This window comes from Cytobacillus oceanisediminis, assembly GCF_004366035.1.
GTDB classification, from domain to species: domain Bacteria; phylum Bacillota; class Bacilli; order Bacillales; family Cytobacillaceae; genus Cytobacillus; species Cytobacillus oceanisediminis_C.
This window is the reverse complement of record NZ_SOEE01000004.1, coordinates 471047-497682: the sequence shown is the minus strand read 5'-3', so window position 1 is coordinate 497682 and position 26636 is coordinate 471047. Positions and strand designations below refer to the sequence as shown.

Below are 26636 nucleotides of genomic sequence, written 5' to 3'. Positions count from 1 at the left end.
CAAGATAGCAATACTTTAATTCTTTTAATCTAATGAACTGCTTCCTCTCCCTGATAAATTCGAAACGCCGGAACAATCGTATCCGACACAATCTCTTTCCCTTTTTCCCGGATGAAATCCAATTTATAATACGCATCGAATCTCTGGCTGATTTCTGTTTTCACCAATTCAGGCGGAGTAACGACGATAAATTGGAACTTAAGCTTATCAGCTACAGCAAAAATCGGATCAAGCACATGTGCAGAAGCCGCTTGGCCGAACGGATTATCACAGACTAATGGAACCCAGCTTTGATCGGTTTCACTCTTAACCGAAAGAAGCATCATCATCATGACCATGCGGGCAGATAGCTTTTGGCCGCCGCTGCCATCGGATTTAGTCTTTGAACCCTGGTTGATCGTCTGCCAGGTTGAATAATGCTCACGCTGCGGTTTTCCGTACATGAAGGCATTATCAGTACGCATATTATATACCAGCAGCTCCGGGTAACGATTCCTGAGGGAGACAAATAAAATCTGCTCATCACTGATGAGCTGTTTGATTTCCTGATCCAGCTCCAGATTATTGTCATCAATCATCTCGAATCGTTTCGTAATTTTGTTAATGGCCGAAACAAAATGCTGTTTCAGTAAAGCTTCAATATCTTCCGCCTTTTTAGGCAGGATGTCTTCTTTGAGCTGGACGAGCGGGAAAGAACCCCGTTCATTCTTAAGCTTCATTTTTGCAATCATCGAGCGAATCGCTTCCGAAATACTCAGCACCTTCATGCTCGCACGACTGGCCCAGAAGTTTTGCGCTTTCTCCGCCCGTTCTTTATCGCGTTCCAACTGTTCTAAGCCGCTCTGTGAAAAGCGCTTCATGTTTTGAACCACACTTTGAATATGTGCATAATGCCTTGTATCCATATGATCAAGCGTAGTTAAGACTTCATTCTTAAAGCGGATTTCCCAATCCTTTCCTTCAATATTGAGCTTTAAATTGCGCAGGGATTGTTCAATTTTTGCGTGCTTCTCCAGGCCTTCATCCTGGATATCCTGATGTTTTTCACTCCAGGAAATGATGCTTTGCTTTCCCTGGCTCTTTATTTTTTCAATATCTTCATCCGTAAAAGCTGCTGCTTCCTCTTTAAGGATTACGGATAGATGTAATTGATTGCTTTCAAACTCAGCAATGTTTTGCTCCGTCTCTTTTTTACGCTCTTCCGTTTTCTTTATTTCTGCATTCGTCTGTTTGGTCTGGTCAGTAATCTCAACCGTCTTCATCTCCAGATCAAGTTCTTCCCATTCTTCTGGCTGTTTATCATGCTTGGCCACTTTTTTAACAGTCTTATCGCGCTGCGCCTTCGCATGCTTTAAAGAAGTATCAGCAACTGTTACAGCTGTTCCCTGCTCACGCTCTTCTTTCTCTGCTGCCTTTGATTCCTTTGCAGCTGTCTGAACCATCTTTTCCAAAATACTCATGGGTTCATCCGGTATAGGTGCATCCTTCCACTCTTCGTTAAGAGCATGAAGTTTTTTCTCCAGCTTCTTTTGCTGTTTTTGCTCCGATTCTCTTGTCGCCTGGATCGCCAGCAATTCACTGGCTTGTTCTTCTTTTGATTTTTGCAGCTGTTTAAGCTCCTCAATGCTTCCAATGATTTCTTCCAGCATATGTGATGATAATCGCGGAACCTCATCAGAAGCTTCTGCTTTCCCAGCGGCTGGAAACACCGCACCATCTATAAAGAAGCTAATCTCCTTAATATTTTGCTCGGCTGATAGTTTCCATTCCAAGTACGTTTGGCTCCACTTTTCCTGCAGATCAACGATGATTTGATGCTCGTTTGCAAGCTCTTTCTGTACACTTTCGAAAGCTACCTTTTGTTTCTCTTTTTCCTGCTTTACCCGTTTATTTTCATGATGCAGCGACTTTTCACGATTAAAGTTTTCCAGGGACTCCACATCTTTAGATAGATTTTCAATCTTTTCCTTCGTCTTTTCAAGCTGATCTCTAAGTCCCAGCTGCCGTTCTTTTTCTTTTTCCTCCTGCACGATGATGGCCTGCAATTCCGTTTTCTTGGAAAGCAGGGCTTCTTTTTCCTGAAGCAGCGTTCTTTCGATATCACCCGCAAGGTCATTGGAAAGGAAACGGTCGATTTCTTTTAAAATACGACGGAGAGAACTCTCTGTTTTTTCCATTTCTATAAGTGTATCTTTTTTTTCTTCTATTTCTTTGGCAATCTTAATTTTCCAGTTCGTGAACTGATTTTTATCTGTCAGAAGTTCCTTCTCCGCACCGGTGATCATCACAAAGGTATCTTGCTGATTTTTGCCCGCCATTTTTTCCCTCATAAAAATCGGGACAGGGCTCTTAAACATTCTTCCTGCAAGGACCTGTTTATTCATTTTTTCCCATTGCGGTCTGCTGACCACTAAGCCATAGGGAAGCAGCGGATGAGAAAGCATGTGACTCGCCATTTCATCCGGTTTTAAAGATTGGAGAAATTGTGAGCCGTAAAAAACATCTATCCCTGTTTTCTCATCAATCCATTCCTTCAGTTCCTTCACATCATTATTCGCAATCCAGAAATGCTCATCATTCAAAGCATAATCCAGCTGCGTTTCCCAGAGCTCTTTCTTCATTTCTTCCACTTGCTCACGATTTTGAACGAGGAGATCTTCCACCTGCAGGGCATATTTGGATAAAAGAGCGTTCGTGAACTGTCCTGAGACATCATTCAGCACACCTTGCAGCTTGTCGTACAGCTTCGCTTCTTTTCGTTGCTGCTCTTCACTTTTCATCTTTAACTCTTCACACTTTTCTTCAGAAAACTGAATGGATTGAGCGAGCGTACCATGCGCAGATGCAAGCTGATTTTGCTTTTCATTCGATTGTTTCTCTTTTGCCTGTAAATCCTCGAGAGCTGCTTTTTTGGTCTCTATCTGCTTGTTAAGATTCTCGATAAAGCCCTGTAAATCATAGGTTAAGCGATCACCGAATTCTTTGATAAGATGTTCTTCTTTTGATTCAAATTCATGAATTTGAGTATAAAGAAAATCAATTTCCGTACTAAGCTGGGCAATCTCCTGGGTCTTTTGCTTATCCTGCTTAGACAGGTCGTTTGTTTTTTTCTTTAAAAACTTCTGATATCCGGAATAATGCTGAACAGCTTCCCTAATAGCCGCGGAGGATTTTTCCCACTGCTGTGCAGCTTCTTTTTTGATTTCATCCATTCTTTGATTCACTTGCTCTAGGCCGCTGTTCTGCTCTAGCTTCATAATCTGCTGGGAAAGCGCGCGAATGCTCTGTTCCCCTTCATTCCATTCTTTCAATAACAGATGAAAAGCCAGCTCATCTTTTCGCTCCTGCTTTTCTTTCACCGTTTCCTGCAGACTTATATGCTTCTTCTGCTCTTCCCCTAGTTTCTTCTCCCAATCCAGCACTTCCCGGTGAGCCTTTGCGTACTCAAGGTTATCTTTCTGAAAGCGCAGTTCCACTTGCTTGCCCGTTAGTTTTTCGATTTCCTTTTCCAGCCCAATGAGTGTTTCTTCTTCCGTTTTCTTCAAATGCTCCAAAGCACCAAGCAGCTGTCTCCCGACCATTATGCTGTCCTCAACAATTTCTTTATGCCCGATGCCCTTTGCCAGACTCTCTTCAAAAGGAAGAATATCTTCCAGAAACTCTTTATGAGCCTGCTCTCTTTTCAGCAAAACAGGCAGGTCCTTTGCAATGCTTGCCTGACTCTTAAAAATCTCCACCAGATCGTTCTTCTGATGCTCCGTCCGGTGCATGACCTGACTGACTGTAGGAATAATCCGCTTTTGGAACAGGGAGTGATCATCTTCAGCACCTTCAAAGAATTTTCCGACGCCGCCCTCATCCTTGTTAATGTCTTTCATAATATCCCAGTCCTTGCGGTTAATGCCGTATGTATCAAGGATGCGGTAGTGCTTCTTTGTATCGCGGTAGACATCATAGCCATTCCATTTTAAATAATCCTTCAGGCCTTCTGTATCAGCCAGTTCACCATCTTCATAGAGCGGAATATGTTCAAGGGATGCTTCTTCTTTCCGTTCAAACTCCCTTGTATAAAACATAATATTCGGGACAATTTTCGCTTCCTGTTCAAGCGTTTTGCTTTCTCCGCCTTCTTCGTTCATGGAAATCCGCTGTTCTGCTGAAAACATTCCGCCCGTCACCAAATGCCTGCTGTCAGCCCCGTCGAGTTCCCATTGCATAAGTACATGAAAGGTATAAGGAATGAATTGCTCTTTATTATTAAAAAAGAATTGCTGATAATAGCGGTTGTTCTGCTTTCCCCAAGATGTTCCTGGCTTAAGAATCTGGAAAATGGTCTGCAGGAAAACCCCTTTCCCGCCTCCATTCATCATGGAAATAAGGCCATTTGTGGAGGTCTCCTCATTATGGAAGTTAAATGTTGTATCTTTGTATTGCTTTTGCATGCCATCATATTTCAGGCCGGCAATTCTAATTCGATGGATTTTCGGCATGCTGATCCTCCTCTGTCTTCATTAATTCCTTGAACATTTCATAACGGTCATAATCATGATACAGATATTCAATCCGCTCAAATAATTCCTGTTTCGGAATCGCCTTTGGAATATCCTCCCGATCGAGAATGACAATAAGTCCTTCTGTCTCCAAAAGACGCATGCTGCTTGCAATCAAACCGATACGCGTCCTGCGATTGGCCTTCTTAGATCCATAATCATCCGTGTCGACCTCCATGTATTTCCATGTTGTCACGACGTCCTTCATATCAATTTTTTCATCTTCTCCGAAATCAGGTTTTGATTTAAGAATGCTGTCCCAATTCATAATGACATCATTTACTTGCCGTTCAAGAGTATAGAAGCTAATCCCTTCCCGCTTGGTACGGATTTTAGCCGCCTGGCTGCGGTCGATGCTTGCCAGGAATGCCATAATGACTACGCTCATCAGGTGAAAGTGTTTCTTAGTTTCAACCTGCTTATGCCTATCCTTCATATGAGTAAAATTTGTAGCAAAAACAGAACCAGTCGGCTGCACGACGAGCTGAATCCGTTTTGGCGATTCAATGATAAAGGTACCGGATTCGTCTGCCAATAAAAGAACCGTCTGTCTTACATCAGGATCGAAATACGCCTGAAAGTGCTCGCTGTTTTCGTCGATGACTTTGTCTTTTAATAGAGTAAAATAAACCGCTGATGCTTTCTTGATACTTTCTGCACTCATCATTTCTCCTCCTGTACACAAATTTTAAACGGAGTGATTTTCATTTGATACCAGAGGAAGGGTTCCGCCCGATGATCAAACTCGGTATATATTTTCAAGCCTTCAAACACCTGGAATTGAGGATATTCCTGCATCAGTTTATAGAGGAGAATCTCCCGTTCATCACTTAACGACTCTTCTTTCCGATGCAGCACCTGAACCTTCAGCGGCTTTTTATCAAACATCATCCATAAATCAATCGTTTCCGATTCTTCAAACCATAAATCCTGGACTTCGAGCGGTAATGTCGTTAAATCAGCCAAAGAAAACTCTCCGTATGTCTGCAAATATTGAAACACATAGCTCCAGGCCTTGATGACAGAATCCCAGTTCGTTACCCTCTGATGGGTAATGCTTTCCTCTTGCACTTCTTCCTCCATTACCTCTGTCAGCTGCTTTTCATCAAATTCCTGCTCTCCCCAAATCCAGTCCAAAGGCAAGATAAATTCATTCTTTGGCGAAAATAAAGGACCTAATACTTTTTCAACTCTATCGAATGAAGAAAACCCTTCTTTCATGAACCAGTTCTCATAAATATGCTCCCTGAATGACACAAGGCTCGTTTCCCAAAACAGGGACGGGCTTTCCGCTTTCAGCTTCATTTCATAGGAGATATTTTGAATCACAAGCTTGGCGAAACGGTCATGCAATTGCCTAGTATGACCGATCTTTTCCTGGAGAAGGATCAATTCTTTTTGAATAAGATCATCTTCCTCATTTCTTCGTTTCGTTTTCTCAATCATGCTGCTGATCGTGCGGAAGTGATTCTTCTCTTCTTCGAACTGCTTTTCAATTTCCGAACGGTTATCAGCCCTTTGCATTTCTTCTTCCATCAATAAGATTTTGGGATTGTTGATCATTTCTTTTTGAAAGGAAAATTCTTTTGCCATTAAGCGGTTGACCCGTGAAATGAGGTGATCGAGGTTTCGAGTAGCTTTGCGGAAATTACCGTTTTTTATCAGCTGCATACTATAAAGCTGTTCAATAGTGATTGAGAATTCCTCTGCCATTTCCCTGCTCATGAAAATCATCTCCTGTGAGACATCGGTGAGCTTGTAGACAATGGATCCGCCCATCTCCAGGTTCGTATATAATTCATCCATTGTCACATAGCGGAAAACCTGAGTCTCCCATGATTGCCTGATTTCATCGTAATATAGGGCTTCAAAAGGTCTGCTGTACTCCTCTTTCCCCTGATACAGAAGCCCGCTTGTGATCCGTTCAACCTGTTTCTCATCGGCCAAAAGCTTCATTTGCTTAATTGTATCTTCGACCATATACTTAATATCCGATTTTCTCCGATGATCATCATCATTCAATTCCCGATAAAAAATGGTAAGGAGCACCTGCATCAGAATCGTTTGGATATGAGGCTTCAGCTCTCCGACTTCCATTCCTCTCCCGAGCTCAAACAGCGGGTTCAATCGCTGCATCCGCTGAGCGAATCCTTCCCATGATTCGTTCACATCCATCTCCTCCATGTTTCAATTGTTAAGACTTCCTGAGGAATCCGTTTATTTTCCTGCCATAAGTGCATTAATAGTTCCCGTTCTTCCTCGGTAAACCACTGAAAGAATGCATCTCGGTATTTAAGGTATTGAAGCTGGCCTGATTTCTGTTCATTTCTTTGATCTATACATTCGAGCATTTTACGGTAAATCTTTAATGCAGGCTGAATACAGCAATCCGGATATTTTTCAATCAGCCGGGTCATGATCCCGTACCCTGCCGCATCAAGATCTCCTGCATAATAAAATAGATACGATTTAGCCGGGAAAACTTTAAAGAAAAACGAAAAGCTCCGTTCAATTTTAGTTCCTTCCCCATAAATGATGAGTTCAGGCTCATAATCAAGCAGATCACTTTCCAATAATTGAATGGAAGTATGAAAGAATGATAGATTCTCGACAATCAGCACTCTCTGAATATCTTTGATTTCTTTTCCCTGCTTCATCCAAAATACAAAAGGCTCCCCGTATTTCACCACATTAAGCTGTTCTTCCGATATTCCAATTCTCTCTAAAAAGCCTTTTCCATCAGGAAAACTGATCCCGTCCTGCAGGAATTTTTCATGGCCGAACAGCTCCAGGCTTCTCTCCTCGAGTGAAACGGTTTCCCGTTCACCGCTGGATTGGAGAAAAGCATATAAATTCTGGATTCGGCTCCACTCTTCTTTCGTCTGCCATTCCGGGTGCCGTTCATAAAATGAAAAATCGAACAGATCACTCAGCTTCATCATCCCGAGCCGGTCCCATTTGTCGGCTTGAGCTTTCACATTAACCCAGTAATATAAAGGCAAGGACGGTGTTTTCCCATTGTATTGATTATTATGTATAGGGGTCAGCTGCCCATCCATTTGCAATGATTGAATAGCCTCATAAAAAAGCGAATAACCATCCATTTCGTAATAATCATCCAGCAATTTTCGCAGCTGAAATTCTAAATCGTTTATGTTTAACTTCTTCTTTTGCTTCGGGTGCTGAATATCTTCAATGAAACTTCTCACCCTTGTTTCAATGATGTTGATTTTGTTCACCTTCTTAAACATCTTGGGGTCTTTAGAGACTGCAATAACTCAGGCAGACATCATTCTTATTATAAACTAGTTGTGGAGTTGATGGTAATTGGATTTTAAAATGGAAGGAAGTAAAAAGGTGCTTGCCCCACACTTGTTAACGTATAAAATTAACAGAGGGCATGCACCTTTTTTTGGTAATCCTATTTGAGTTTGGAAGAGGCGAAGAGGACAAATTATAAAGATGAAAAAGTCTTTAGCACATGATAGATTCATATATCGCAAAATCGACGAATTTCCACTGAAGTTGTTATTAATTATGTTATATTCATTGTTATAATTTTGGAGAAATACGAATTCCATTAATTTTTCTCTATATTTATAGAGTTCCTTTTTATCCATTTTTCCTCCTGAATATATATGGGTTTATATTCATAATACCAAACATTTGCCTTTTTTGGTATTATTCGTAAAATAAGTATTATACGAATTGTTGTGTTCGATAGAAATTAATACATTACTCCTCTTTATCTCTTTTGCAAAAAGTCTAACCGATTGTACAGGAAAATCTAAACTCCGTCCTTTACACTCTTTTCGAGACATGAAAGTCTAAACTATTTCCAATCCCTTTCTTTTCAGATTTACTGTATTGCATTTTAGGCACTATTCTATTCAAGAATAGCGCCCGTTTTTTGAAGATCGTTATTAAACTAACGCTACCCGTTTGCTTGGATTTTACCACCAAAAAAGTAATTAGCTTTTCTTGGCTCCTGGAGTTTAGTTCCATATCATACCAATTTCTTCAAGCAACTTACATCGTTTTAAAGTAAGATCGTTATTTTTATAACTATTTCGTTGTGTTCTGATCCAACTTCCTAACTTAAATCCATTATTGCAAACATAGGTAGCTTTTACGTTTAAATTATTGTGTTGAAGGTAGTAAGCTTTGGCTTGTTCATATTACTCATCCACATATCTTCATTAAGTGGTTACTTTTTATGCCTTCCACTGCAATGTGGACAGGTTGGACCTTTAACTCTTCTCGCGATTGTAGCTCTCCATTCATGACTATCCTTACATTTCCACCAAACCTTTTTATTGCTTTCTACAAACAGGTGTTAACAAATTGAGGAAGATACAAAAATATAAAACTCTTTGTATTCAATCTGAATCAGAGTTCAATCTAAATGACTGCTGAATAAGATCCATAACGGATTGTAAATTAGACGCAGGTTTTAAGATAATTTCAATATCACCATTTCCACGGTGGCCAATATCAGTCACATCTCGTCCAAGTTGATTTGGGTCATGTAATTCTCCAAATTTGCAATTCAACCACAGCTTTATAGACTGTTTTGTTGGTGATAAGTCTACGAAATTTCGATTACCGCACTTAAAAGCAATATAAAATTTTTTAATTTCTTCTTGCACGGAGCTATCAATGTTTAAAATTCTAGTTTTTAATAAATCATATAACTGACGTGTTTCAGAACTAAATGCACTAATATGCTGATCAAGTGAATAATCTGTTTTTGATTTTATTGTTTTTTCCTTTTTCTGATATAGTCTTAAAACATCTTCTGTAAGAGAAGGGGACTGCCAGACACTGATTGCTCGCTCCGCCAAGGTAATTGCTTTTTTTCTTCAATTGTTTCTTTACTCAAAGTTTTATATTTGGAGACACTACGATTTAACCATAAGGGACTATCTTTGAAGCCCCCTTCAAGTAAGAGTTTTTCAGAAAACGGGCGATCGCTTAATTCAGAATTATATCCGGTCAAAGTTAGATTTCCTAAAGTATGAAGGTATGAAAATTGGACTGTTTCCCAATCAGAATCCAAGCTTGTTTGCCATTAACTAAGGTCTTCTCCGTTAGTTGCAATCACTTTTTTATACCAATCAAATGATTTTTTCTTTGTTCTTTTTAATGTTCCATTTCCTTCATCGTCCATATCTACATAAATAAAACCGTATCGTTTTTTCATCTCTCCAGTTCCTGCTGAAACTAAATCAATGCAACCCCATGGTGTATAGCCCATTAAGTCAACACCGTCTAAAGTAACCGCCTTTTTTATCTCTGCAATATGATCTCGGAAATATTGGATCCGATAATCATCCTCCACATACCCATCCTTATCCGCTTTATCGATGGTTCCCATTCCGTTTTCAACAATAAAGAGAGGTTTTTGATACCGGTCATAAAGTTCAGATAAGGTGTATCTTAACCCAATTGGGTCAATGGCCCAACCCCACTCAGTTTTTTCTACGAAAGGATTTACATCTCCCATTTGTCCGCCTGTATCGGTATTCTGAACGATTTCAGTATGGTATACACTGCTGCGGTAATAACTAAATGATAAAAAATCCGAAGGATACGCCCTGATTATTTTGTCATCTCCTGGTTCTTTTTTTATGGTTACCCCCATCTCTTCAAAAAAATGGTCGGCGTAAGATGGATAATATCCTCTCATCATAATATCAGAATAAATCAAAGCTCCTCTTCGATAATCCAAAGCTCCGAATACATTTTCCGGCTTACAATCTTTCGGGTAAATGGAGCTTAATGCAACCATACAGCCAATCTTTGCATCTGGAATGATCTCGTGACAAAGCTTATTGGCAAGGGCACTCGCAACAAACATATGATGCTTTGCTTGATAACGTACCTGGGCAGTAGCCTCCCTGGTTCCCATAAAGGCGTAACCATTTAATACATTAATTTCGTTAATGGTGATCCAATGCTTAACTAAATCTTTATATCTTGTAAAGACTTCTTTGCACATTCTTAAAAAACAGGCAATCGTCTCACGACCGCCCCAACCATTAAAATGATTCGCCAAATAAGCAGGAGTTTCAAAATGGTAAAGAGTGACTAATGGTTCGATATTATATTTTTTGCACTCTTTAAAAACATCTTCGTAAAATTTTAACCCTTCCTCATTTGGTTGTTCCCCTTCAATTCCACCTTTTGGAAAGATACGAGACCAACTAAGAGATAACCGGAAACACTTAAAACCCATTTCTCCATATAAGGCAATATCTTCTTTGTAATGGTTGTAAAAATCAACAGCTTTATGGCTTGGATAATAAACATTTTCATCAATATAGCCTGATGCGCCTTCCGGTATGGTATCAATTTTGGGATCCCCAGCAGGTCGTCGGTTTACCATTGTTTTTGTGCCATCTTTTAGCTTGATTGTAATTTTTCTTGGACGGTCTGCAGAACCATTTGTTATGAAGTCACTTGTTGCAAGCCCTCTTCCGCCTTCACTGTAACCACCTTCATATTGGTTTGCAGCTGTAGCTCCACCCCATAAAAAATTTTCCGGGAATGTCTTTTTCATTAAAGTTCATTTCCTTTCTAAATGCATTAAAATAATTGTTAAACGGATTAAATAGTAGTAACTGCACATTTTATATTTCTTTAATTAGAATGACTATGGGTTCATATACAAATTTCTTCCCTTACTATCATTGCAAGATTTGTATGCGAAAATTATTTTGAATAAAAAAAGCCCAAAATAAGTTGGGCTATTCTGGAGGAGAGTTTTGTTTTAAGCCTTTTTGATTAGTTTATGCAACTCGATGATTTCTCTGGCCAAATCTTTTAGAGTCATTGAGGTCATCAAATGGTCTTGTGCATGAACCATAATAAGGGGAAAATCGAATTCCGATCCGCCTGCTTCCTTTTGGATTAAGTCAGTTTGAACATGATGTGCTTCATTAAAGGCAGAATCTGCTTCGGTTAGTTTTTCTTCTGCTTCATCAAAATTGCCTGCTTTAGCTTCCTGCATCGCTTCCATTGCCAAGCTTTTAGCATTTCCTGCATGAAGGATTAATTGAAATGCAAGATTGTAAAGTTCTTCTTTATTCATGATTAACAGCCTTTCAAATGATTTACTAGGAGGGGAACATTCCCCTCCTCTATCAATTTTAGTTATATATTAAAATCTAGAAGTTTTTTAACATCTTATCAAAGATCATATTTCCAATTCTATTAGAAGTAGAATGACCGTTATTGTCATTTTACTTGTAAGGGACAGGCACTAGTCAAACTAATGTCTGCATCCTTTTCCTACGCGATTATATTTTTCCTTTCACCTGCGTTCATGGCATCTTCTTCTCTCTTCTTCGCGTTATCATATATTTTAAAGAACGGAGTATATATTAAAAATGAAATAACGATGTTAACTAAATTCATGATTGCACCTGAAATATGTCCGCCACTAGCAAGATATCCTGAGATAATTGGCGGCATTGTCCAAGGGACTGCAATACCTGTAGGTTTTGCTACTAATCCTATATCCATTCCAATGAAGGTTACAATCACGGTAACGATTGAAGTAAGGACGAATGGAATGATCATGAGTGGGTTTAACACGATTGGCAAACCAAATATTAATGGCTCATTAATGTTAAAGATACCAGGAGCAAATGACAAACGACCAAGACTTTTCATTTGTTGAGATTTAGCAAACAATAACATTGAAAGAACTAAACCAAATGTTACACCCGTTCCACCGATGTGGACGAAGTTATCCCAGAATTGTTGTGTGACAATATGTGGCAGAGGTTGACCAGCTTGATATGCTGTCATATTGTCACCCATAGCACCAAACCAAATTGGTTCCATTACACTTTTAACGATGTTTGTACCGTGTAATCCAGTAGCCCAAAGTACAGTTACGAATAATTCAGCAACTATGGTTCCTCCTAGAGTAAGACCTACCATTTTTAGCGGGTCACCTAAAAGGGTCGTGACTAAACCATTGATACTTTCATAAGGAGTCAGTTCAACAAGTAAACGTATTACCCAAACCACAAGAAGAACAATAAATCCTGGAATTAAAGCTGCAAATGATTTACCAACACTTGGCGGTACGCCTGCTGGCATTTTAATAACAATATCTTTTTTGACGACCCAACGATAAATTTCTGTTGATAATATTGCAAATAGTAACGCAACAAACAAACCTTTACTGCTTAAGAAAGCTTTTGAAATCGCACCAGTTACCATAATTCCTGCTTCAGCTCCAGCTGGAGTAAAAAAGAAATTAAATGGTGAAGTTAATATGAAAGCAGCAACTGAAATAGTACCCGCACTCATCGCGTCAAGCTTATAGCTTTCTGCTAATCGGTAAGCCACCGCGAATGCTGCAATAATTGACATGATATTGAAAGTTGCATCTACTGGATAATTTAATTTCGCGGCCCAATTTGGACCAAAAATAGAAGTCATCCAATCAGCATAACCCGGGATTGGTAAGTTAGCCAGGATCAAGAATAATGAACCAATGACAATGAATGGCATAGTGGCAATGAGACCATCACGAAGAGCCAGTAAGTGCCTTTGTGCACCAATCTTTGCTGCAACAGGCATGACTTTCTCTTCTAATACGCTGTTGAATTTACCCATAATCTTCTTCTCCTTTTTTTATTACTTAGTATTCACTAAATTTATTGCTGTTTTTAGAACTTCTTCTCCATTACACATTCCGTAGTGGACTTGATTGATTGCATCCACTGGAATGCCTTTTTCTTCACCTAACTTTTTCATATTTGAAAGCAAGTATCTAACTTGTGGTCCTAAAAGAAGGACATCAGCATTGTCAATGTGTTGATTGACTTGATTAGCCGGAACCGCCCAAATTTTCCCTTCTAAACCTTGTTCTTGGGCTGCTTTCTCCATCTTAGTCACCAGCAAGCTTGTACTCATCCCGGCTGCACAACATAATAAAATATGCATTTATTTATTCCTCCTATTATCCACAATGGTTTTTTTAAAAAACAATTAGCCAATTAATCTAAACTGTTAAATTTGGCAACTATTTTAAGAGTGCTTTAATCACCTTCTGTTTATAGTTTATGTTGAAAGCGTTTTATTTTACAGAAATGATTTTTCCGTTACGTAACGGAAAAATGAATGGAAACTAAAATAAAGTTTTTGTTTTGTAAATGATCCTCCGCTAATATGCCCGTAACCTAAAAAAGGGTACTCCTTCTGGAATACCCTTATTATTTTCCTATTAAATTTCTTCTTCATTTGCAGCAATCAATGTCTTAATATGGATCCTATCAGCTTTTGTTTCGTTGTAAAGATATATATTATCCGTTAATGTTCCATATTAGTTAGTAACAGTTAAAATCCTTATAATTTCTTCAGCAGACTCACTCTTTAGTATTTTTTTGACTGTGGCACTGTTTTCAATTAAAGCAATGAGCCTTTTATACATACTTTCCAGATCATCCTTATTAGGTACTTTTCTTATATTTAACAAACAGATAAATTGAACCATATGTTTATCAGTCCATTCGATTGGTTTCTTTAACGTGCATATAGTCCAAAATGTTTCCTCTGTTACTGGTGAAAGTGGATGAGGGATGGCCACAAGATTCCCAAAACTGGTTGGAGCAAGCTCCTCCCTTTCCAACACCGAATTTACGTATTCTTTGGAGACGAGCCTTTGTCTACATAATTCTTCACATAAAAAACGGATAACGCTTTCTTTATCTTCAAAGTTTTTGTGAATAAAAACTCTTGAATCATCTAAATAGCTCTGTTCCTCATTCTTTTTTACAGGTGATATGCCTTCCCGAATTTTTTCAATATCTTCTTCTCCTAAAAATGTGTTGACCACTTGTACTGGAACGTCTAAATCTTCTTTTATTGGAATCGTACTAATAATAAAATCAATAGAGGATAGGTCGTATTCTTTTAATTGATAATAATTGGTTGAAGCCACAATATCGATTTCATCATTAAATACATTTTGCAAACGATAATACAATAGTCTTGCACTTCCAACACCAGAAGCACACACCACAATCACCCGTTTTGGCATTTTCTGCCTTGTCTTCATTCTTTCTAACGCCACTCCTATGTGCAATGCAATATAAGCAATTTCGTGTTCTCCTACCTCAATCTCTAAATATTCTTCAATGCATCTGCTCGCAATGGCAGCACCCTCAAAGGCGCTGGGATATTTCATTTTAATTTCGTTTAATAAAGGATTGCGAATGTTCATGTTATAGCGCAACCGATTCATTGCTGGACGAATATGCAAAGTCAGCCCTTGAATGAATTCTTCGTCTTCATAAAAATCCCAATTTAAGTCGGTTTTCAATCTTTCCAGCATGCAATGCATGATGCTGCCTAACTCATCAAATTGACTAAATTCTTTCAACGTATTCTTGTGAATTAATTTTGTCCCCAACAAATGGACAATAATATAGTTTATTTCAGATTTCGGGAATTTAAAGCCCGTAAACGCCTCAACTTCTTTTACAATTTCATTGGCAACAATTTTTTCAAAGGGGTATTTTCCTGTTAAATCATGTTCGAGATTTTCAATGACAAAACCTTCTTCGATTCTCTTACATCCAATTGTAATGTGGGTCGCCAAATTTTCGAGTGCTATGTCTGATATCTCAATTTTGTATTCATTCACTTTTTTTATGATGATTTCTTTTATTTTTTCAAACAGTTTTTCGTCCAAAAAGTGAAAAGAATTACTTTCAATGATTAAGTTGCTATTTCGGCTTAAAATATAATTTGATAAACATAGTCGTTTCATATATTCATCGCCTTCAACCTGTGTACCATAATGCGGTCTGGTAACTAACTTCAATTGATAACTTTCCAATATTTCACGGACAATTTTTAAGTCATTTTGAACCTTAGGCTTGGAAACAAATAGCTCCTCCTCAAGAGTTTCTATTTTGATTGGTTCCTTTTCTAATAAAAATCGTTTTAATATGTACAAAACCCGATTTTCCTGTTCAGAAAAATCCAATTTATTTTCATCTATGGCTTCATTCGCATTATAATTATATTCCTTTTCAAACATTTCATAATCCTTAATATTTAATAGATATCCTTTTCCTCGAACCGACTCAATGATGATTCCTAACGAGGATCCTTGTGATTGAAGTTCCTTAATCTCGTTGCGAATCGTTCTGTCACTGACACCAAGTTCTTTTGCCATCCATTCAGCTGAAACAGGTTCTTTTGCCTTCATTAAAGATAACACGATGTCTTTTTGTCGTTTCGAGACCATTTATCTACTCACCTTTCTTAATGAGTTGATCGAATAAAGTTATTTGTTATTTTAGTTGTTCTCTTCCCTTGCCATTGACTCCAAAGTACACTTTCTGATCGTCCTTTTATCCAATAATAGATTTACTTTTACCTTGAATTCGTAAATCCCTCACAATTCAATTTCCTGCAGAAATGCTTGAGGCAGATACATTTGATATGTCTCGAATACTCATATAAACGACTTATCTATATTTTCAATCTATAATGCATACAACGACAATTCCAAGTATTGATGGTAGCTATTATTTCATTCGAAACAAGGAAACCATCCCTCCGGTTACATTTCATAAACATCATATAATTTCAATCTTACTTTTTATAATACTGCTTTTTTTGATTAAGACAAGGTGTTTCTTTTTTCAACAAATACCAATAAAAGATATTCATGACTATGCAGTACTTTGCAATTTAAAAAATAATGGAACTTCACATTGTATCAGCTAGGTTTCGTAGAATATAGCTAAATTATTGGATGTAGAACCGGAAAGAGTTAAAATTGACTTATGCTAGTTTATGGACTTAATGTTTATTTAGATTGTGTCAGTGTACTTGCTGAAGTGATCGAAAACAGAACAGATGCATCTCTTCATATATCAACTAAAAAAACAGGTGAAGCTTTTAAACGCTCCTTCTGCTTTCTAACAACTATTTATACAAAATTATTTTTTGACGTAATCAATGCGTTTTACCCTATGATTAAATTTTTCTTTCCAGTAGCCATTATTCATATTTGCAATGGCTACTCCAGTAGAACTTTGAGCCCCTATAAAGTCCCCATCGCCTAAATATATACCCACGTGGCCATCCTTTTTGTATGTGTCAAAGAATATTAGATCACCCGGCTGCATATCCTCCACATTAATGGCAGTACCCATGTGTTTAAGTGTTTCAGTGCTGACCGATGTTAACTCCCCTAATTTAACACCGATCTGAGAAAATGCCCAATGGACAAAGTTGGAACAATCGAATCTTCCCATTTTAATATCGTTTTGGTTTCTTCCACCCCCAAAGACATAGACTGAGTTATTTATCCACCGGTTACCTATAGTAGTTACCTCATTGTTTGCAACAGCAGTTATATTGATTTCACCATCTTCACTAACCTTTATGCTATTTTTGTATACTTCTGCTTGTGCAATAACCTTATCAACATACCAAACAGCGTGGTTATAGTGCCATATCGCCTTTCTCACATCTTTTTTGAAACCATGACTAGCAAGATACTTAGCGGCAGAAGCTACGCTATCTGCGATGCTCCACGGGCTTGCTATACCGTCATTATCTGCATCTACTCCGTATCCAGAACCCGCTTTAATAAGAGCTAAATCTGTTATATCAATGTCAGAGGCGACTAACCCGCCGCTTGTTTCATATTTATGTCCTACCCATGTAGCCGGCATAAACTGCAGATGACCAACTGCTCCTACCGATGAAATCATTGTTGGGTGCCTAGAAAAATCAGTTTCTATTCCATGTAGGGATGCCAAGTAGTACCAAGGGATACCATATTCTTTTTCAGCATGTAGATAGTACTTCATGTATTCAGGAGGTACCTGGCCTTTAGGAGACGATGGAACAAAAATTGATGTGCTAGGTTTATCAACTTGTAAATCTCCTAAATTCCCATTCTTCCGTGCTTTTTCATTTTCAATCGCCTTTTCAATAGTTGTTTTTTGTTTAGAGAGCATTTGGCTTTCTTTTTCCAAGGCTTCTTTAGCTTCAAGATTTTGTTTTTCTTTAAATTCTAATTCCGAAAGAAGCTTATCTTTTTCAGCTCTTTGCTCACTTAAAAGTTCAGCCATACCCTTTAGTTCGAGTTCCAGGCTTTGTTGCTTTTCTAATTTAGATGTAATTGCTTCTTCTTTCTCTATTAATATATTAAGTGTTTCGGTTTCAGTTATAATCTGTCTTTTCGTCTCCAATGCTGAAGGAATCGGTTGGATCCTCTGGTGAAAAGGCAAAAGTGTTGAATCATAAGTTGGAATTAAAGAAATTCTATCTTGAAGTAGCTTAATATTTAGTTTTAGTTCTTGAATGTCAGTTTCCAGTCGAAGGCTCTCCTCTCTAGCTTCTTTTATCTTCTCACGGTAATCTAATATGGCCGTTTTTAATTTATCGATATGATTTTTTAAGACTGCCTTCTCATTCTGAAATTGATTAATGGTGCTATCCATTTTAACTACTTGCTGCTGTATACCTTCAATTTGTACCTCAATCCTAGAAACAGTACTGTTTGTTTCTGCAAGGACAGGACCTGGGAGACTGCCTACTCCTATAGCCAGGGCAGCTGATAAAGTTGCTAACCTTTTCATGACTTCCCTCCAAACAAAAGAACCCCAAGAGACACAGTTAGGTGATCACTGTGTGCTCTTGGGGTTTTCCCATTTTATAGTTTATTTTATTAAATATATCATAGCGTAAATTTCATCCACCTACAAGATTGGTCCTTTCGGAATGATTGTATAAGATTGAGAGTATTATAGTCTTGTCCATAAGTCTATATTTTGGAGAGAGAGATCAATTTTGGGTGGGTGCTTAATCCCTCTAATATTTATAAGGAAATGTAGTAGATGCTTTATATCTTTAATGGTTTGTTTAAGAGTAACGTCTTTGAACTCTTTCTTTGCATTTTGTATTATATACTTGATAAGACAATCAGTATCTATAAAATCAATGCTTTTAAGATTCGAGTGTTGTATAAGGAAAAAATATATCCAACTGACTTGAGCCTAAGTTTTAATAAGGAAATTGAATCTTGGGACCGTTTATTGACCACTTGGTAACGCTGATTCTCATTAACTCTAATTTTTCATATTGGTCTTACAATTTATTGCTTTGCAGCTGGTACTCATTATTCAAAGAATCCATTTTAGCGCGGTACCCTTTTTCCCTTAAGGTATTTTTTATTTTCATGATTTCTGTATCTAATGTTGCCTTAAAAGTTCGATCAAAAATACCCCCTAACCCAGCATTTTACGATAAATAAAAAGAATCCATTTTGAAAAATCTTTTTATCAAGACCTAAATCAAAAAAAGCCATAAAAAATAAGGAGTGTAACATATTTGTCATGTAAAATATGTTACACTCCTTTACTTCCTGTTCAACAATCGCGCCCTATAATGGAATAAAAAAAATAGAAACACAGATGCAAATTAGTTTATTTTTCTTGAACTAACGTTTCCGTTAGCGGAATAACTAAACTTTAACTTCTATTCTAAGAACGCCATCTTTCCGCCCGCGCTCGCCGAAGTATACGGCCACAGCCTTTGGCAGCTTTGGATTTCGTCATGAACTGGTGACCCATCCGGCTGTAACCGCCTCAAATTGGATTCGTACCTCGAGCCGTGCGTTTGCCTCCAGCTTCCCTCAGATTCCGCCTCGCAGCGGACACCCTTGCTCTTGGCTAATGGTAGGCGCTTGCCAGCCCCCATTCCGGACTTTCAACGTAGAGATGACGCCCATGCTGGGCGTACAGTTTTAAGGCCACCCCTGAGGGGTGGCCTTTACTTTGATATCGCTTTGTTCAATAAAAAAGCGAACACATTATGAGTGTCCGCCTGTAGAGCAGATGTGTAGCGCCTCGAGACTAAATTACCACGGGTACGTTCCGTTTGCGTGCGTGAACGTACCTGTCGGGCCTTCCGAGCCAAGGAGCGCAACGCGAACCGCCTCGCTGGCGCCTTCCTCGACAGTCTCCGTGCCCGCATAGTTGTTGAGGTTCGTCTTGGTGAAGCCCGGGGAGACGGCGTTGACCTTGATTCCAGTCGGCTCCAGCTCGATAGCCATGGCGAGCGTCATAGCGTTGAGAGCTGTCTTGGACGCAGGGTAGACAGGGCTGAAGTGCGAACGAAAGGGGAACGACGGGTCCGAATTCATCGTCAGCGAGCCAACGCCGCTCGACACGTTGACGATGCGGGCTGCTGGCGCCTCGCGCAGGAGCGGCAGCATCGCCTGGGTAACGGCGAGGACGCCGAATACGTTGGTCTCCCACACCGCACGCACTTCATCGAGAGACACGTTGCTCGGGAGGCTCGACTTCGTGATCTCCTCGGGCGATCTGCCCGGCTTGCCCGCGTGCGAGATGGCCGCGTTGTTGATGAGCACGTCGAGACGTCCGATTTCGCTCCGGATGCGCTCCGCCGCTGCGGCGATCGAAGCCTGATCCGTCACGTCGAGCTGGAGCGCGTGTGCATCCGGCCCAACCTCCTTGGCCGCATCCTCGCCGCGTTCTAGATTGCGCGACCCGACCAGTACAGTGAAGCCGTGTGCCACGAGATCCTTTGCGATCTGAAGACCAATTCCTTGATTAGCCCCGGTGATTAAGGCAACAGGTTTGTTTTGCATAGTAAACTTCTCCTCCTTGCGTCGATTTGTGGCTAACACCGCCTTGTTGTGCTGATGACAAGATAAGCGGATCCCACAAATTATATTATGTATCAAAAGTAACAATAATAGAAGTACCCACTTTTTTGTGATATAGTAACTAAAAAGTAATAATTGGCGCTGGAGGAGATTACTACATGAAAGTTTATTATTGTAACCTTGAAGTTACGTTGGAGGTAATTGGGGGGAAATGGAAAGGGCTAGTTTTATATTATTTGATACATGGTCCAAAACGACCGAGTGAGTTAAAGCGACTTGTACACAATATAACTCAAAAAATGCTTATCCAAACGCTTAGAGAATTGGAAGCTGATGGACTTGTAAGCAGAAAAATGTTTAATCAGGTCCCTCCGAAGGTCGAATATTCGACCACAGAGCTTGGGCAATCGCTTGAACCGATTCTAAGAGCGCTTTGTCAATGGGGTGACGGTTATGCCGATAAAACATTCACTGAAGGAGAAGTGCAAATTTTGCATATCGATTAAATGTACTGCAGTACTCCTTTTTTGATGCCCCTTCTGTCTCGTAGTATCATAGCTTCGCTTGTTATACGGGATCCTCTCAAACATGTTTCTACAAGCAGGGGGTGGACAGTATAATGGACGGGATCAAGTCCCAATGGCCCTTTGCGTCCTACCCCGGCTACTTAAAGAGTAACCTATAAAAAATAGGTCAACCAGTAATTAACTGATTGACCTTATAATACGAAATGGCCCGATTGTTGAAGAAGTAGAACAACGTTCTCCTATTGACTATAACTTTTTATAAACATCTGCATAAGCTACTTTCAGTTGATCTCTGAATTGCTTGTTTTCTTCCTCCAATTTTTTGTTCTTCCTTTTTAGAGAGGCGATAAGGGCATCCTTATTACTTTCGTTCATTTCTCTTTTTAATTGTTTCGGTGTTGGTACTTGTGATTGTTGCTTTCGTAATGTTTCAATTTTGGAACGCAGTTCCATGTTGTTGTAGAGTGTTGCTTTCGATATACCAGCTTCTTTAGAAACGCTATTGAAGTTTACGGTTTCATTGGCTCGTATGAGCCTTTTAATGGCTTCATCTACTTTCTGATAAGTGTTAGCTTTACGTTTGGCATGAATCACTTTCAAATGTGCAGAACGGTCATATTCAGCCATGTTTAACACCCAACTTTCTCTTTATCCGAGCTTGTCTACCAAAGATAACATTTCCTTCTTGGAGGGTATTTAAAATGTTTTGATAACGTTGTAAATTCTTTTGGTTCTTCTCCGCAATATCTTCTCGACCTCGTTGTTTTGCTATTTCAATTGCCTTCCTGGTTGTTTTAATGTGAAGTTCATACTTTTGCTTATCTAATTCTGAAAAACCAACACCTAAATCCTTACATGGCGTTTGATTGTCACCACAAGTAAGGCAAGGCGGTGCTTCCATATGAGGGCAATTTCCGTTCAGGCGAGCGTGGCACGTTCCATAAGGGTTGTCCATTGCATTTAGCTTGTGATCCTGCCAGAAGGCATCCAAAACGTCTGTTGGGATATCTTCTCCAACTTTAATTTCTTGTACTTCACCATTTAAGTCAAAACTAAAAACTCCTTGCCTTATTACGGATTCAAATGCTTTTCTTTTAGTATTATCTAATAGTTTGGCATATCTTAATGTCATTTCGGGGGATGCGTGTGCCAATAACTTTTGTACCGTAAGAATATCCGCACCACCGTTCAACATTTTTACTCCATAAGTATGTCGGAACTGGTGTGTATTAAAATGAAATAAGTCCCCATTTTCGTCAATAATATTTTTTTGTGTTGCTAATTTATTTAACTGTTGCCTTATAAATTCTTGAGTAAATGGTTTACCTTTTCGTTGACCACGATATCGAACAAAAATATACCCTTCGGGATTATTTTCTTGATTGCTAAGTTCTTTTGATTTTTCGATTAGAACCGCAAGAATATCTGCTAATTCATTGTCAATGGGGATTCGATGACCTTTAACATAGGTTTTTTCAATATCCGTTTCAATGGAATATTGACCATTGAGTTTTACTAAACAATCAGAGGTTAATTCTAATACATCTGATATTCTTAGCCCTGTTTTAAACGCAACCCAAACGACTGGAACGACATCTTTATGCAAATCATCAATATGGGTAAAAAGTTGCTCCAACACATAGTCTGGAATATAGTCAATTTGGTCAATGGATTTTTTTCTTAACTTAGGTTTATCTTCGGGGAAAATCAATAGTCGTACATGGGTTTCAGGAGCCATTTCGTATTCATACCGTTGAATATCTTCGAGAAATTTCTGCACTATTGCTAATGAGTAACCTACATAATATTCAGGGTGTGCATTACCACTTTTATTATTTTTAGCATATTCATGTAAATATTCAATGTATTTTTCAATATGGTGTCGTTTTAGGGACTTTACATCTTTCCAATTTACCTCTATCGAAAAAATATATGTGAAGAATATTGATAGAATATTAATGTAACCACGTGCTGTCCCCCATGAAAATTTGTTTTTACTAAGTAATCGTTGTTTAAAGTATTTTTTAAGCTGTTCACGAATTGCTTTGTCTATCTTTGAGAAGTCAAGATGATAAGCTGAAATACTTTTGCGGTAATCTAAACCATATTTATTATGTAAAGTACGAATATCCCATTTATCTTTTTCCCATTCCTCACGGTTATCAGCTAATTGGGATAGAATATCATAAAGAATTCTAAGAAACTTAGCTGCTTTACTTTTTTTGATGCAGCCACTTTGTTTGTCCAATTCATATGTTTTAATCCCTTTTTCACTTAACCAAAATAAATATTCTCGCTCTGCTTTATCAATGTCTAAGTCCAATAAAGATGGGAGTTTTAAATATTTCTCATTTATGAATACCGTTAATCTTCTTAATTTATTTTGGTCCACAAAACAAGAATTAATTGTCCATAAGTCATTAAATAAATGATAGTAATATAAATATTTCACTTCTAAATTGATTGTGGGGTTATTAAAACGAAAACAAATATTTTTATTTGAATACTTATAGTTTGCCACCATTTCTTCGAACTGGTTAATTTCACCTAAAAATTCAATATTCCATTTGTCGTTGACCAGGAAATAAGGATTTTTCACTTGGTTACAGAACAATCCTCATTTACTATTTTTTTAGGATAGGTGGACAGTTCTTTTTGTAAACCATCCTGGAAATCTATTTCATCTTTATGAACATTCTTTATATGTTTCACCCGTTATCTCCCTTTAAGTTATTTGATAAATCGAATTCAGACTGTGCCTTCTTCCAATCCTCTCGAATTTCCTCATCCGAAGGATGAAGGTATAAATTCATCGTTGTTTGAATTTGTGAGTGTCCCAAGCGTTCTTGCACTTGTTTAATATCTTTCGTTTTCTGATAATAGATAGTAGCGTGTGTATGACGAAATAGATGAGGGTGAAGGTTTATCCCTGTTTTCCTTTTCAAACGCTTAAATAGGGATTCTACGTTCCAATATTCCATTGGTTTTCCAACACCTTTTCCCCTTAGTTTTACAAAAACAAAGTTTGAATCTAAATCTAATTCGTCAATCACTTCATACAAGTAATCATCATAAAAATTCATTAAGGATTGTGAAACATATATCTCTCGTTCTCCTGTTTTTAACATAGCACCATTTTCCAATTCCCCACGATCTACTAAACGAATCCGATGCCCCTTTCCATAATCATAAACAAAATCCTCCATGAAAAGAGCGAGAGCTTCTCCAATACGCAATCCTGTTTCAAATAACAATTGTATTAAGAACCTATCTCGTATATTAGTGGTTGCTTGTAATACTTGTTGTACTTGTTCTTTTGAGAGTGTTTCTACTCTTTTGCGTGGTTCTTTTAATTTCAGTATGTTTCTGATTGATGGCTTGTCCTTATTAACATGATGTAAGAAACTTTTGTAACGTGAGTGTCCCCCTATAAAAACTTGCTTCATTAACTTTTCCATCATGTCATTTTGTACTTCTTCATTTCGGTAGAGGTAGTCATAGAAGTTTGCGATAACAGTAATGGTAAGGTTAATTGTTTTTTCCGTTCGCTTTGCTTTCACTTTTTGTAGGGGAGTGACTTTTGAACTCTCGTAGGGACTTCTTAACCATCCCACAAATTCTACTAAATCTTCTAACCTGATATACTTATAATCCTTGTTTGTTTCTTCCAAGTAAGTGAAAAAATGTTTTAAGGAATAGCAATATGTTTTTTGAGTATTAGGACTTTTCCCTGTCTTATCTAAATACTTTATATATTTCATAACTGACATTACAGGGAATCCCTCTTGATCCAGTAATATGTACCTCTTATTACTCTCCAGGATAACCTCTTGAACCCTAATAGCATTTCACCCCTAAAAATATAATAACGTTCTTATTCATTGTATACATATTAAACTATATTTTTAATATCTAATTAATAAATCTAATATGTATGAAAAAAGAGGATATATGCTCTTATATTGAACATAATATCCTCTTATTAGTTTAGTCTATTTAAAAGTTTGATCAAAATGGATTCTTTTTTAGCAGATTAAAGATTGGTTTTTATAAAAAAGATTGATCATTTTCTACCTTTAATCTTCAACAATCGCGCCCGATTGCGGAAGATCATTTTACTGTATGTTGGCTGCACTTTTATTCCTGAAAAGCTCCCAATTGTTGAAAAAGTACATACTTTCACTGTCCTCGCAAATTCTTTATAGGGATGTCATTTTCTGTTATTACGGTTTTCATATTATGAAACAGCCTTTTTTGATTCTGTCTTTATGAAAGACATTTCACCATCCTTTTTACATTGTTTTGTCCTTCATTAAGCTTGGAAGAATACTTTGAGTTTCCAGTTAAAGCATAAAAACACGATTCATATAGTGATTAATGTTGCTGTCTATCCCCCGTACATTATTGTAGTCGTACGAGGGCAGGAGCTTTATTTTATCCCTTTTTAAAAGGGATTAGAAGCTTGTAGTAGAACTAAATTAATAAAAAAAGAGAAATAAATGAACATTGGGAGGTAAACAGTATGAAAGATACCATCATTCAGTATATGAAACGGTTTACGGATCTAAGTGATGCCGAACTTGAAAAGATTGCTGAAGATCTCCATGTCACCACCTTTAAAAAGGGAACCATTTTATTACATCAAGGAGAGGTTCCAGACAAATGTTATTTCGTTTTAAAAGGGTGTGTACGACAGTACGCAGTAGATGAGAGTGGGAAAGAAATCACATTTAATTTTTTTACCGAAGAGCAGAGTGTCACAATTTTTAACCAGCATATGAATAATAAAGCATCCAACTATTCAATCTGCTGTATGGAAGACTGTGTGTTGGTCGAAGGCGACTTATCGATCGAACAGGATATGTACAACATGTATCCTGGTCTAGAAAAGATGACGCGCAAAATCATAGAAGAAAATATCGGTGAAATGCACGATGATTTTGCTTCTTTTATGGTCTCGACACCCAAAGAGCGATACAAAGCACTGTTGAAAAAGAGACCCGGTCTAATTCAAAGGGTACCGCAGCATCAGTTAGCAAGCTATCTTGGGATTACGCCTGAGTCGTTAAGCCGGATTAAAAAGCGACTAGAATAATGCCGTCTTGATTTTGCTTCCTTTCAACAAGAGCCAAACCCCAAATCCAAGTTCCCCAATAGTCATCGGGAGGATTAAAATCATTTCGATGATGGAAGTTACTCTGCCCAATTGTGGGAAGAAGCCATGTAATAGATGAATTAGAGTGTAGCTGGTCCCTGCTATAATCAACAGGATACAGATGACTTTTGGGATGTATTTCGCTTTCAAGGCAATATATCCGACCAAGATTAGATGTGTGCCGAAAATGATTAATCCTAGGGACCAAATCGATTCGAATGCTAAAATAGATATCATGATATCCCAAGGTTCTAGTTCGATGGATTCACCGGACATATGTTGGCGAACTAGATTGCTAGCGATTACTAGATGGGAAACTGCCGTAGCGAGAATGGCGGTGTAGACAAGGCGAAGCCACCCAGCCAAAAGCGATAAGTCCCGATCAGTCGGTTTCAAGAATACATAAAAAGCCCATGAAACAAGAATATCCATTAAAACAATCACAACCCATCCAATGATTCCCAATTGGAATAAGGAGAATGATGCTTCGATGTTTTTTAATGTGGTGACAGGATCTCGACTCGCCACCAGTGAATTGTGAACATACCCATACGAAAAAGCAGCGACAATGCCCATAATAAGCAAGGATATTCCTGCAATGATGGAGGAAATGTGTTGACGATTGAACGATTTGTTTTGAGTTGTCATATAGAGCCTCCTTTTTACGGTTTATTGTATTGTAATACAAGAAGTAAGGGGACTCATTGACTTAAATCAATAGAAGT

The 26636-nt window shown here is 38.2% G+C and carries 19 protein-coding genes and 2 pseudogenes; 2 read left to right on the top strand and 19 right to left on the bottom strand.

Annotated features, from left to right (window positions below; all coding sequences use genetic code 11):
* Positions 1-29: 29 nt before the first annotated feature.
* The 15 genes and pseudogenes from DFO72_RS13225 to DFO72_RS13150 form a co-directional block, all read right to left on the bottom strand.
* Positions 30-4490 (bottom strand): hypothetical protein, encoded by a 4461-nt coding sequence (locus DFO72_RS13225; protein WP_113882121.1) that lies wholly within the window; start codon positions 4488-4490, stop codon positions 30-32.
* Complete coding sequence (locus DFO72_RS13220; RefSeq protein ID WP_243856149.1) at positions 4468-5217, bottom strand: DUF6063 family protein; 750 nt, start codon at positions 5215-5217, stop codon at positions 4468-4470. The genes DFO72_RS13225 and DFO72_RS13220 overlap by 23 nt, the downstream gene beginning before the upstream one ends.
* The gene (locus DFO72_RS13215; protein ID WP_243856148.1) at positions 5214-6725 is read right to left on the bottom strand and encodes a hypothetical protein; all 1512 of its coding nucleotides are present in this window, start codon (positions 6723-6725) and stop codon (positions 5214-5216) included. Before DFO72_RS13215 ends, DFO72_RS13220 begins: the two co-directional genes overlap by 4 nt.
* Entirely contained in the window at positions 6716-7789 is a 1074-nt protein-coding gene (locus DFO72_RS13210; protein WP_243856147.1) for a Wadjet anti-phage system protein JetD domain-containing protein, read from the bottom strand. Before DFO72_RS13210 ends, DFO72_RS13215 begins: the two co-directional genes overlap by 10 nt.
* Positions 7790-8545: 756 nt before the next feature.
* Positions 8546-8716, bottom strand: a pseudogene (locus DFO72_RS30710) (helicase associated domain-containing protein); the annotation flags it as partial.
* Positions 8717-8757: 41 nt separating this feature from the next.
* Positions 8758-8883 (bottom strand): zinc-ribbon domain-containing protein, encoded by a 126-nt coding sequence (locus tag DFO72_RS30705; protein ID WP_113882160.1) that lies wholly within the window; start codon positions 8881-8883, stop codon positions 8758-8760.
* Positions 8884-8929: 46 nt separating this feature from the next.
* Positions 8930-9394, bottom strand: coding sequence for a DUF5655 domain-containing protein (locus DFO72_RS13195; RefSeq protein WP_134177247.1), 465 nt, complete (start codon positions 9392-9394; stop codon positions 8930-8932).
* A complete protein-coding gene (locus DFO72_RS30700; protein ID WP_113882116.1) occupies positions 9337-9609 on the bottom strand; it encodes a GmrSD restriction endonuclease domain-containing protein in 273 nt (90 codons plus the stop codon). Before DFO72_RS30700 ends, DFO72_RS13195 begins: the two co-directional genes overlap by 58 nt.
* A gap of 12 nt (positions 9610-9621) precedes the next feature.
* Entirely contained in the window at positions 9622-11112 is a 1491-nt protein-coding gene (locus DFO72_RS13185) for a family 1 glycosylhydrolase (protein WP_113882115.1), read from the bottom strand.
* Between the two features lie 210 nt (positions 11113-11322).
* Positions 11323-11643, bottom strand: a complete 321-nt coding sequence (locus DFO72_RS13180; protein WP_113882114.1) for a PTS lactose/cellobiose transporter subunit IIA — start codon at positions 11641-11643, stop codon at positions 11323-11325.
* 200 nt (positions 11644-11843) lie between these two features.
* Positions 11844-13184: a PTS cellobiose transporter subunit IIC gene (celB, locus tag DFO72_RS13175; protein WP_113882113.1), complete on the bottom strand. Its 1341-nt coding sequence runs from the start codon at positions 13182-13184 to the stop codon at positions 11844-11846.
* Between the two features lie 21 nt (positions 13185-13205).
* A complete protein-coding gene (locus tag DFO72_RS13170) occupies positions 13206-13514 on the bottom strand; it encodes a PTS sugar transporter subunit IIB (protein ID WP_113882112.1) in 309 nt (102 codons plus the stop codon).
* A 379-nt stretch (positions 13515-13893) separates the two neighbouring features.
* Complete coding sequence (locus tag DFO72_RS13165) at positions 13894-15825, bottom strand: BglG family transcription antiterminator (protein WP_113882111.1); 1932 nt, start codon at positions 15823-15825, stop codon at positions 13894-13896.
* Positions 15826-16525: 700 nt separating this feature from the next.
* Positions 16526-18178 (bottom strand): NlpC/P60 family protein, encoded by a 1653-nt coding sequence (locus DFO72_RS13160; RefSeq protein WP_113882110.1) that lies wholly within the window; start codon positions 18176-18178, stop codon positions 16526-16528.
* Positions 18179-19458: 1280 nt separating this feature from the next.
* On the bottom strand, positions 19459-20211 hold the full coding sequence (locus DFO72_RS13150; RefSeq protein WP_113882107.1) for an SDR family oxidoreductase: 753 nt from the start codon (positions 20209-20211) through the stop codon (positions 19459-19461).
* A gap of 176 nt (positions 20212-20387) precedes the next feature.
* Here DFO72_RS13150 and DFO72_RS13145 point away from each other — a divergent pair, with 176 nt between their 5' ends.
* The gene (locus DFO72_RS13145; protein ID WP_113882106.1) at positions 20388-20735 is read left to right on the top strand and encodes a winged helix-turn-helix transcriptional regulator; all 348 of its coding nucleotides are present in this window, start codon (positions 20388-20390) and stop codon (positions 20733-20735) included.
* Positions 20736-21002: 267 nt separating this feature from the next.
* Here the strand turns inward: DFO72_RS13145 and DFO72_RS13140 are convergent, their stop codons facing one another.
* From DFO72_RS13140 to DFO72_RS13130, 3 genes and pseudogenes are all read right to left on the bottom strand, one after another.
* Complete coding sequence (locus DFO72_RS13140) at positions 21003-21383, bottom strand: DUF6262 family protein (protein ID WP_113882159.1); 381 nt, start codon at positions 21381-21383, stop codon at positions 21003-21005.
* A pseudogene (locus DFO72_RS13135) lies at positions 21376-23468 on the bottom strand (tyrosine-type recombinase/integrase). Before DFO72_RS13135 ends, DFO72_RS13140 begins: the two are co-directional and overlap by 8 nt.
* A complete protein-coding gene (locus tag DFO72_RS13130) occupies positions 23465-24598 on the bottom strand; it encodes a tyrosine-type recombinase/integrase (RefSeq protein ID WP_113882105.1) in 1134 nt (377 codons plus the stop codon). Before DFO72_RS13130 ends, DFO72_RS13135 begins: the two are co-directional and overlap by 4 nt.
* Positions 24599-25278: 680 nt before the next feature.
* On the opposite strand from DFO72_RS13130, the gene DFO72_RS13125 reads away from it, so the two are divergent.
* Positions 25279-25851: a Crp/Fnr family transcriptional regulator gene (locus DFO72_RS13125; RefSeq protein WP_113882104.1), complete on the top strand. Its 573-nt coding sequence runs from the start codon at positions 25279-25281 to the stop codon at positions 25849-25851.
* Here the strand turns inward: DFO72_RS13125 and DFO72_RS13120 are convergent.
* Entirely contained in the window at positions 25843-26559 is a 717-nt protein-coding gene (locus tag DFO72_RS13120) for a DUF4386 domain-containing protein (protein ID WP_113882103.1), read from the bottom strand. The genes DFO72_RS13125 and DFO72_RS13120 overlap by 9 nt on opposite strands.
* Between the last annotated feature and the right edge of the window lie 77 nt (positions 26560-26636).

Excerpts from the sequence above, each read along its gene's own strand:
- DFO72_RS13225 (WP_113882121.1), bottom strand. The coding sequence starts at position 4,490 with ATGCCGAAAATCCATCGAATTAGAATTGCCGGCCTGAAATATGATGGC.
- DFO72_RS13220 (WP_243856149.1), bottom strand. The coding sequence starts at position 5,217 with ATGATGAGTGCAGAAAGTATCAAGAAAGCATCAGCGGTTTATTTTACT.
- DFO72_RS13215 (WP_243856148.1), bottom strand. The coding sequence starts at position 6,725 with ATGGATGTGAACGAATCATGGGAAGGATTCGCTCAGCGGATGCAGCGA.
- DFO72_RS13185 (WP_113882115.1), bottom strand. The coding sequence starts at position 11,112 with ATGAAAAAGACATTCCCGGAAAATTTTTTATGGGGTGGAGCTACAGCT.
- DFO72_RS13180 (WP_113882114.1), bottom strand. The coding sequence starts at position 11,643 with ATGAATAAAGAAGAACTTTACAATCTTGCATTTCAATTAATCCTTCAT.
- celB (WP_113882113.1), bottom strand. The coding sequence starts at position 13,184 with ATGGGTAAATTCAACAGCGTATTAGAAGAGAAAGTCATGCCTGTTGCA.
- DFO72_RS13170 (WP_113882112.1), bottom strand. The coding sequence starts at position 13,514 with ATGCATATTTTATTATGTTGTGCAGCCGGGATGAGTACAAGCTTGCTG.
- DFO72_RS13165 (WP_113882111.1), bottom strand. The coding sequence starts at position 15,825 with ATGGTCTCGAAACGACAAAAAGACATCGTGTTATCTTTAATGAAGGCA.
- DFO72_RS13160 (WP_113882110.1), bottom strand. The coding sequence starts at position 18,178 with ATGAAAAGGTTAGCAACTTTATCAGCTGCCCTGGCTATAGGAGTAGGC.
- DFO72_RS13150 (WP_113882107.1), bottom strand. The coding sequence starts at position 20,211 with ATGCAAAACAAACCTGTTGCCTTAATCACCGGGGCTAATCAAGGAATT.
- DFO72_RS13145 (WP_113882106.1), top strand. The coding sequence starts at position 20,388 with ATGAAAGTTTATTATTGTAACCTTGAAGTTACGTTGGAGGTAATTGGG.
- DFO72_RS13140 (WP_113882159.1), bottom strand. The coding sequence starts at position 21,383 with ATGGCTGAATATGACCGTTCTGCACATTTGAAAGTGATTCATGCCAAA.
- DFO72_RS13125 (WP_113882104.1), top strand. The coding sequence starts at position 25,279 with ATGAAAGATACCATCATTCAGTATATGAAACGGTTTACGGATCTAAGT.
- DFO72_RS13120 (WP_113882103.1), bottom strand. The coding sequence starts at position 26,559 with ATGACAACTCAAAACAAATCGTTCAATCGTCAACACATTTCCTCCATC.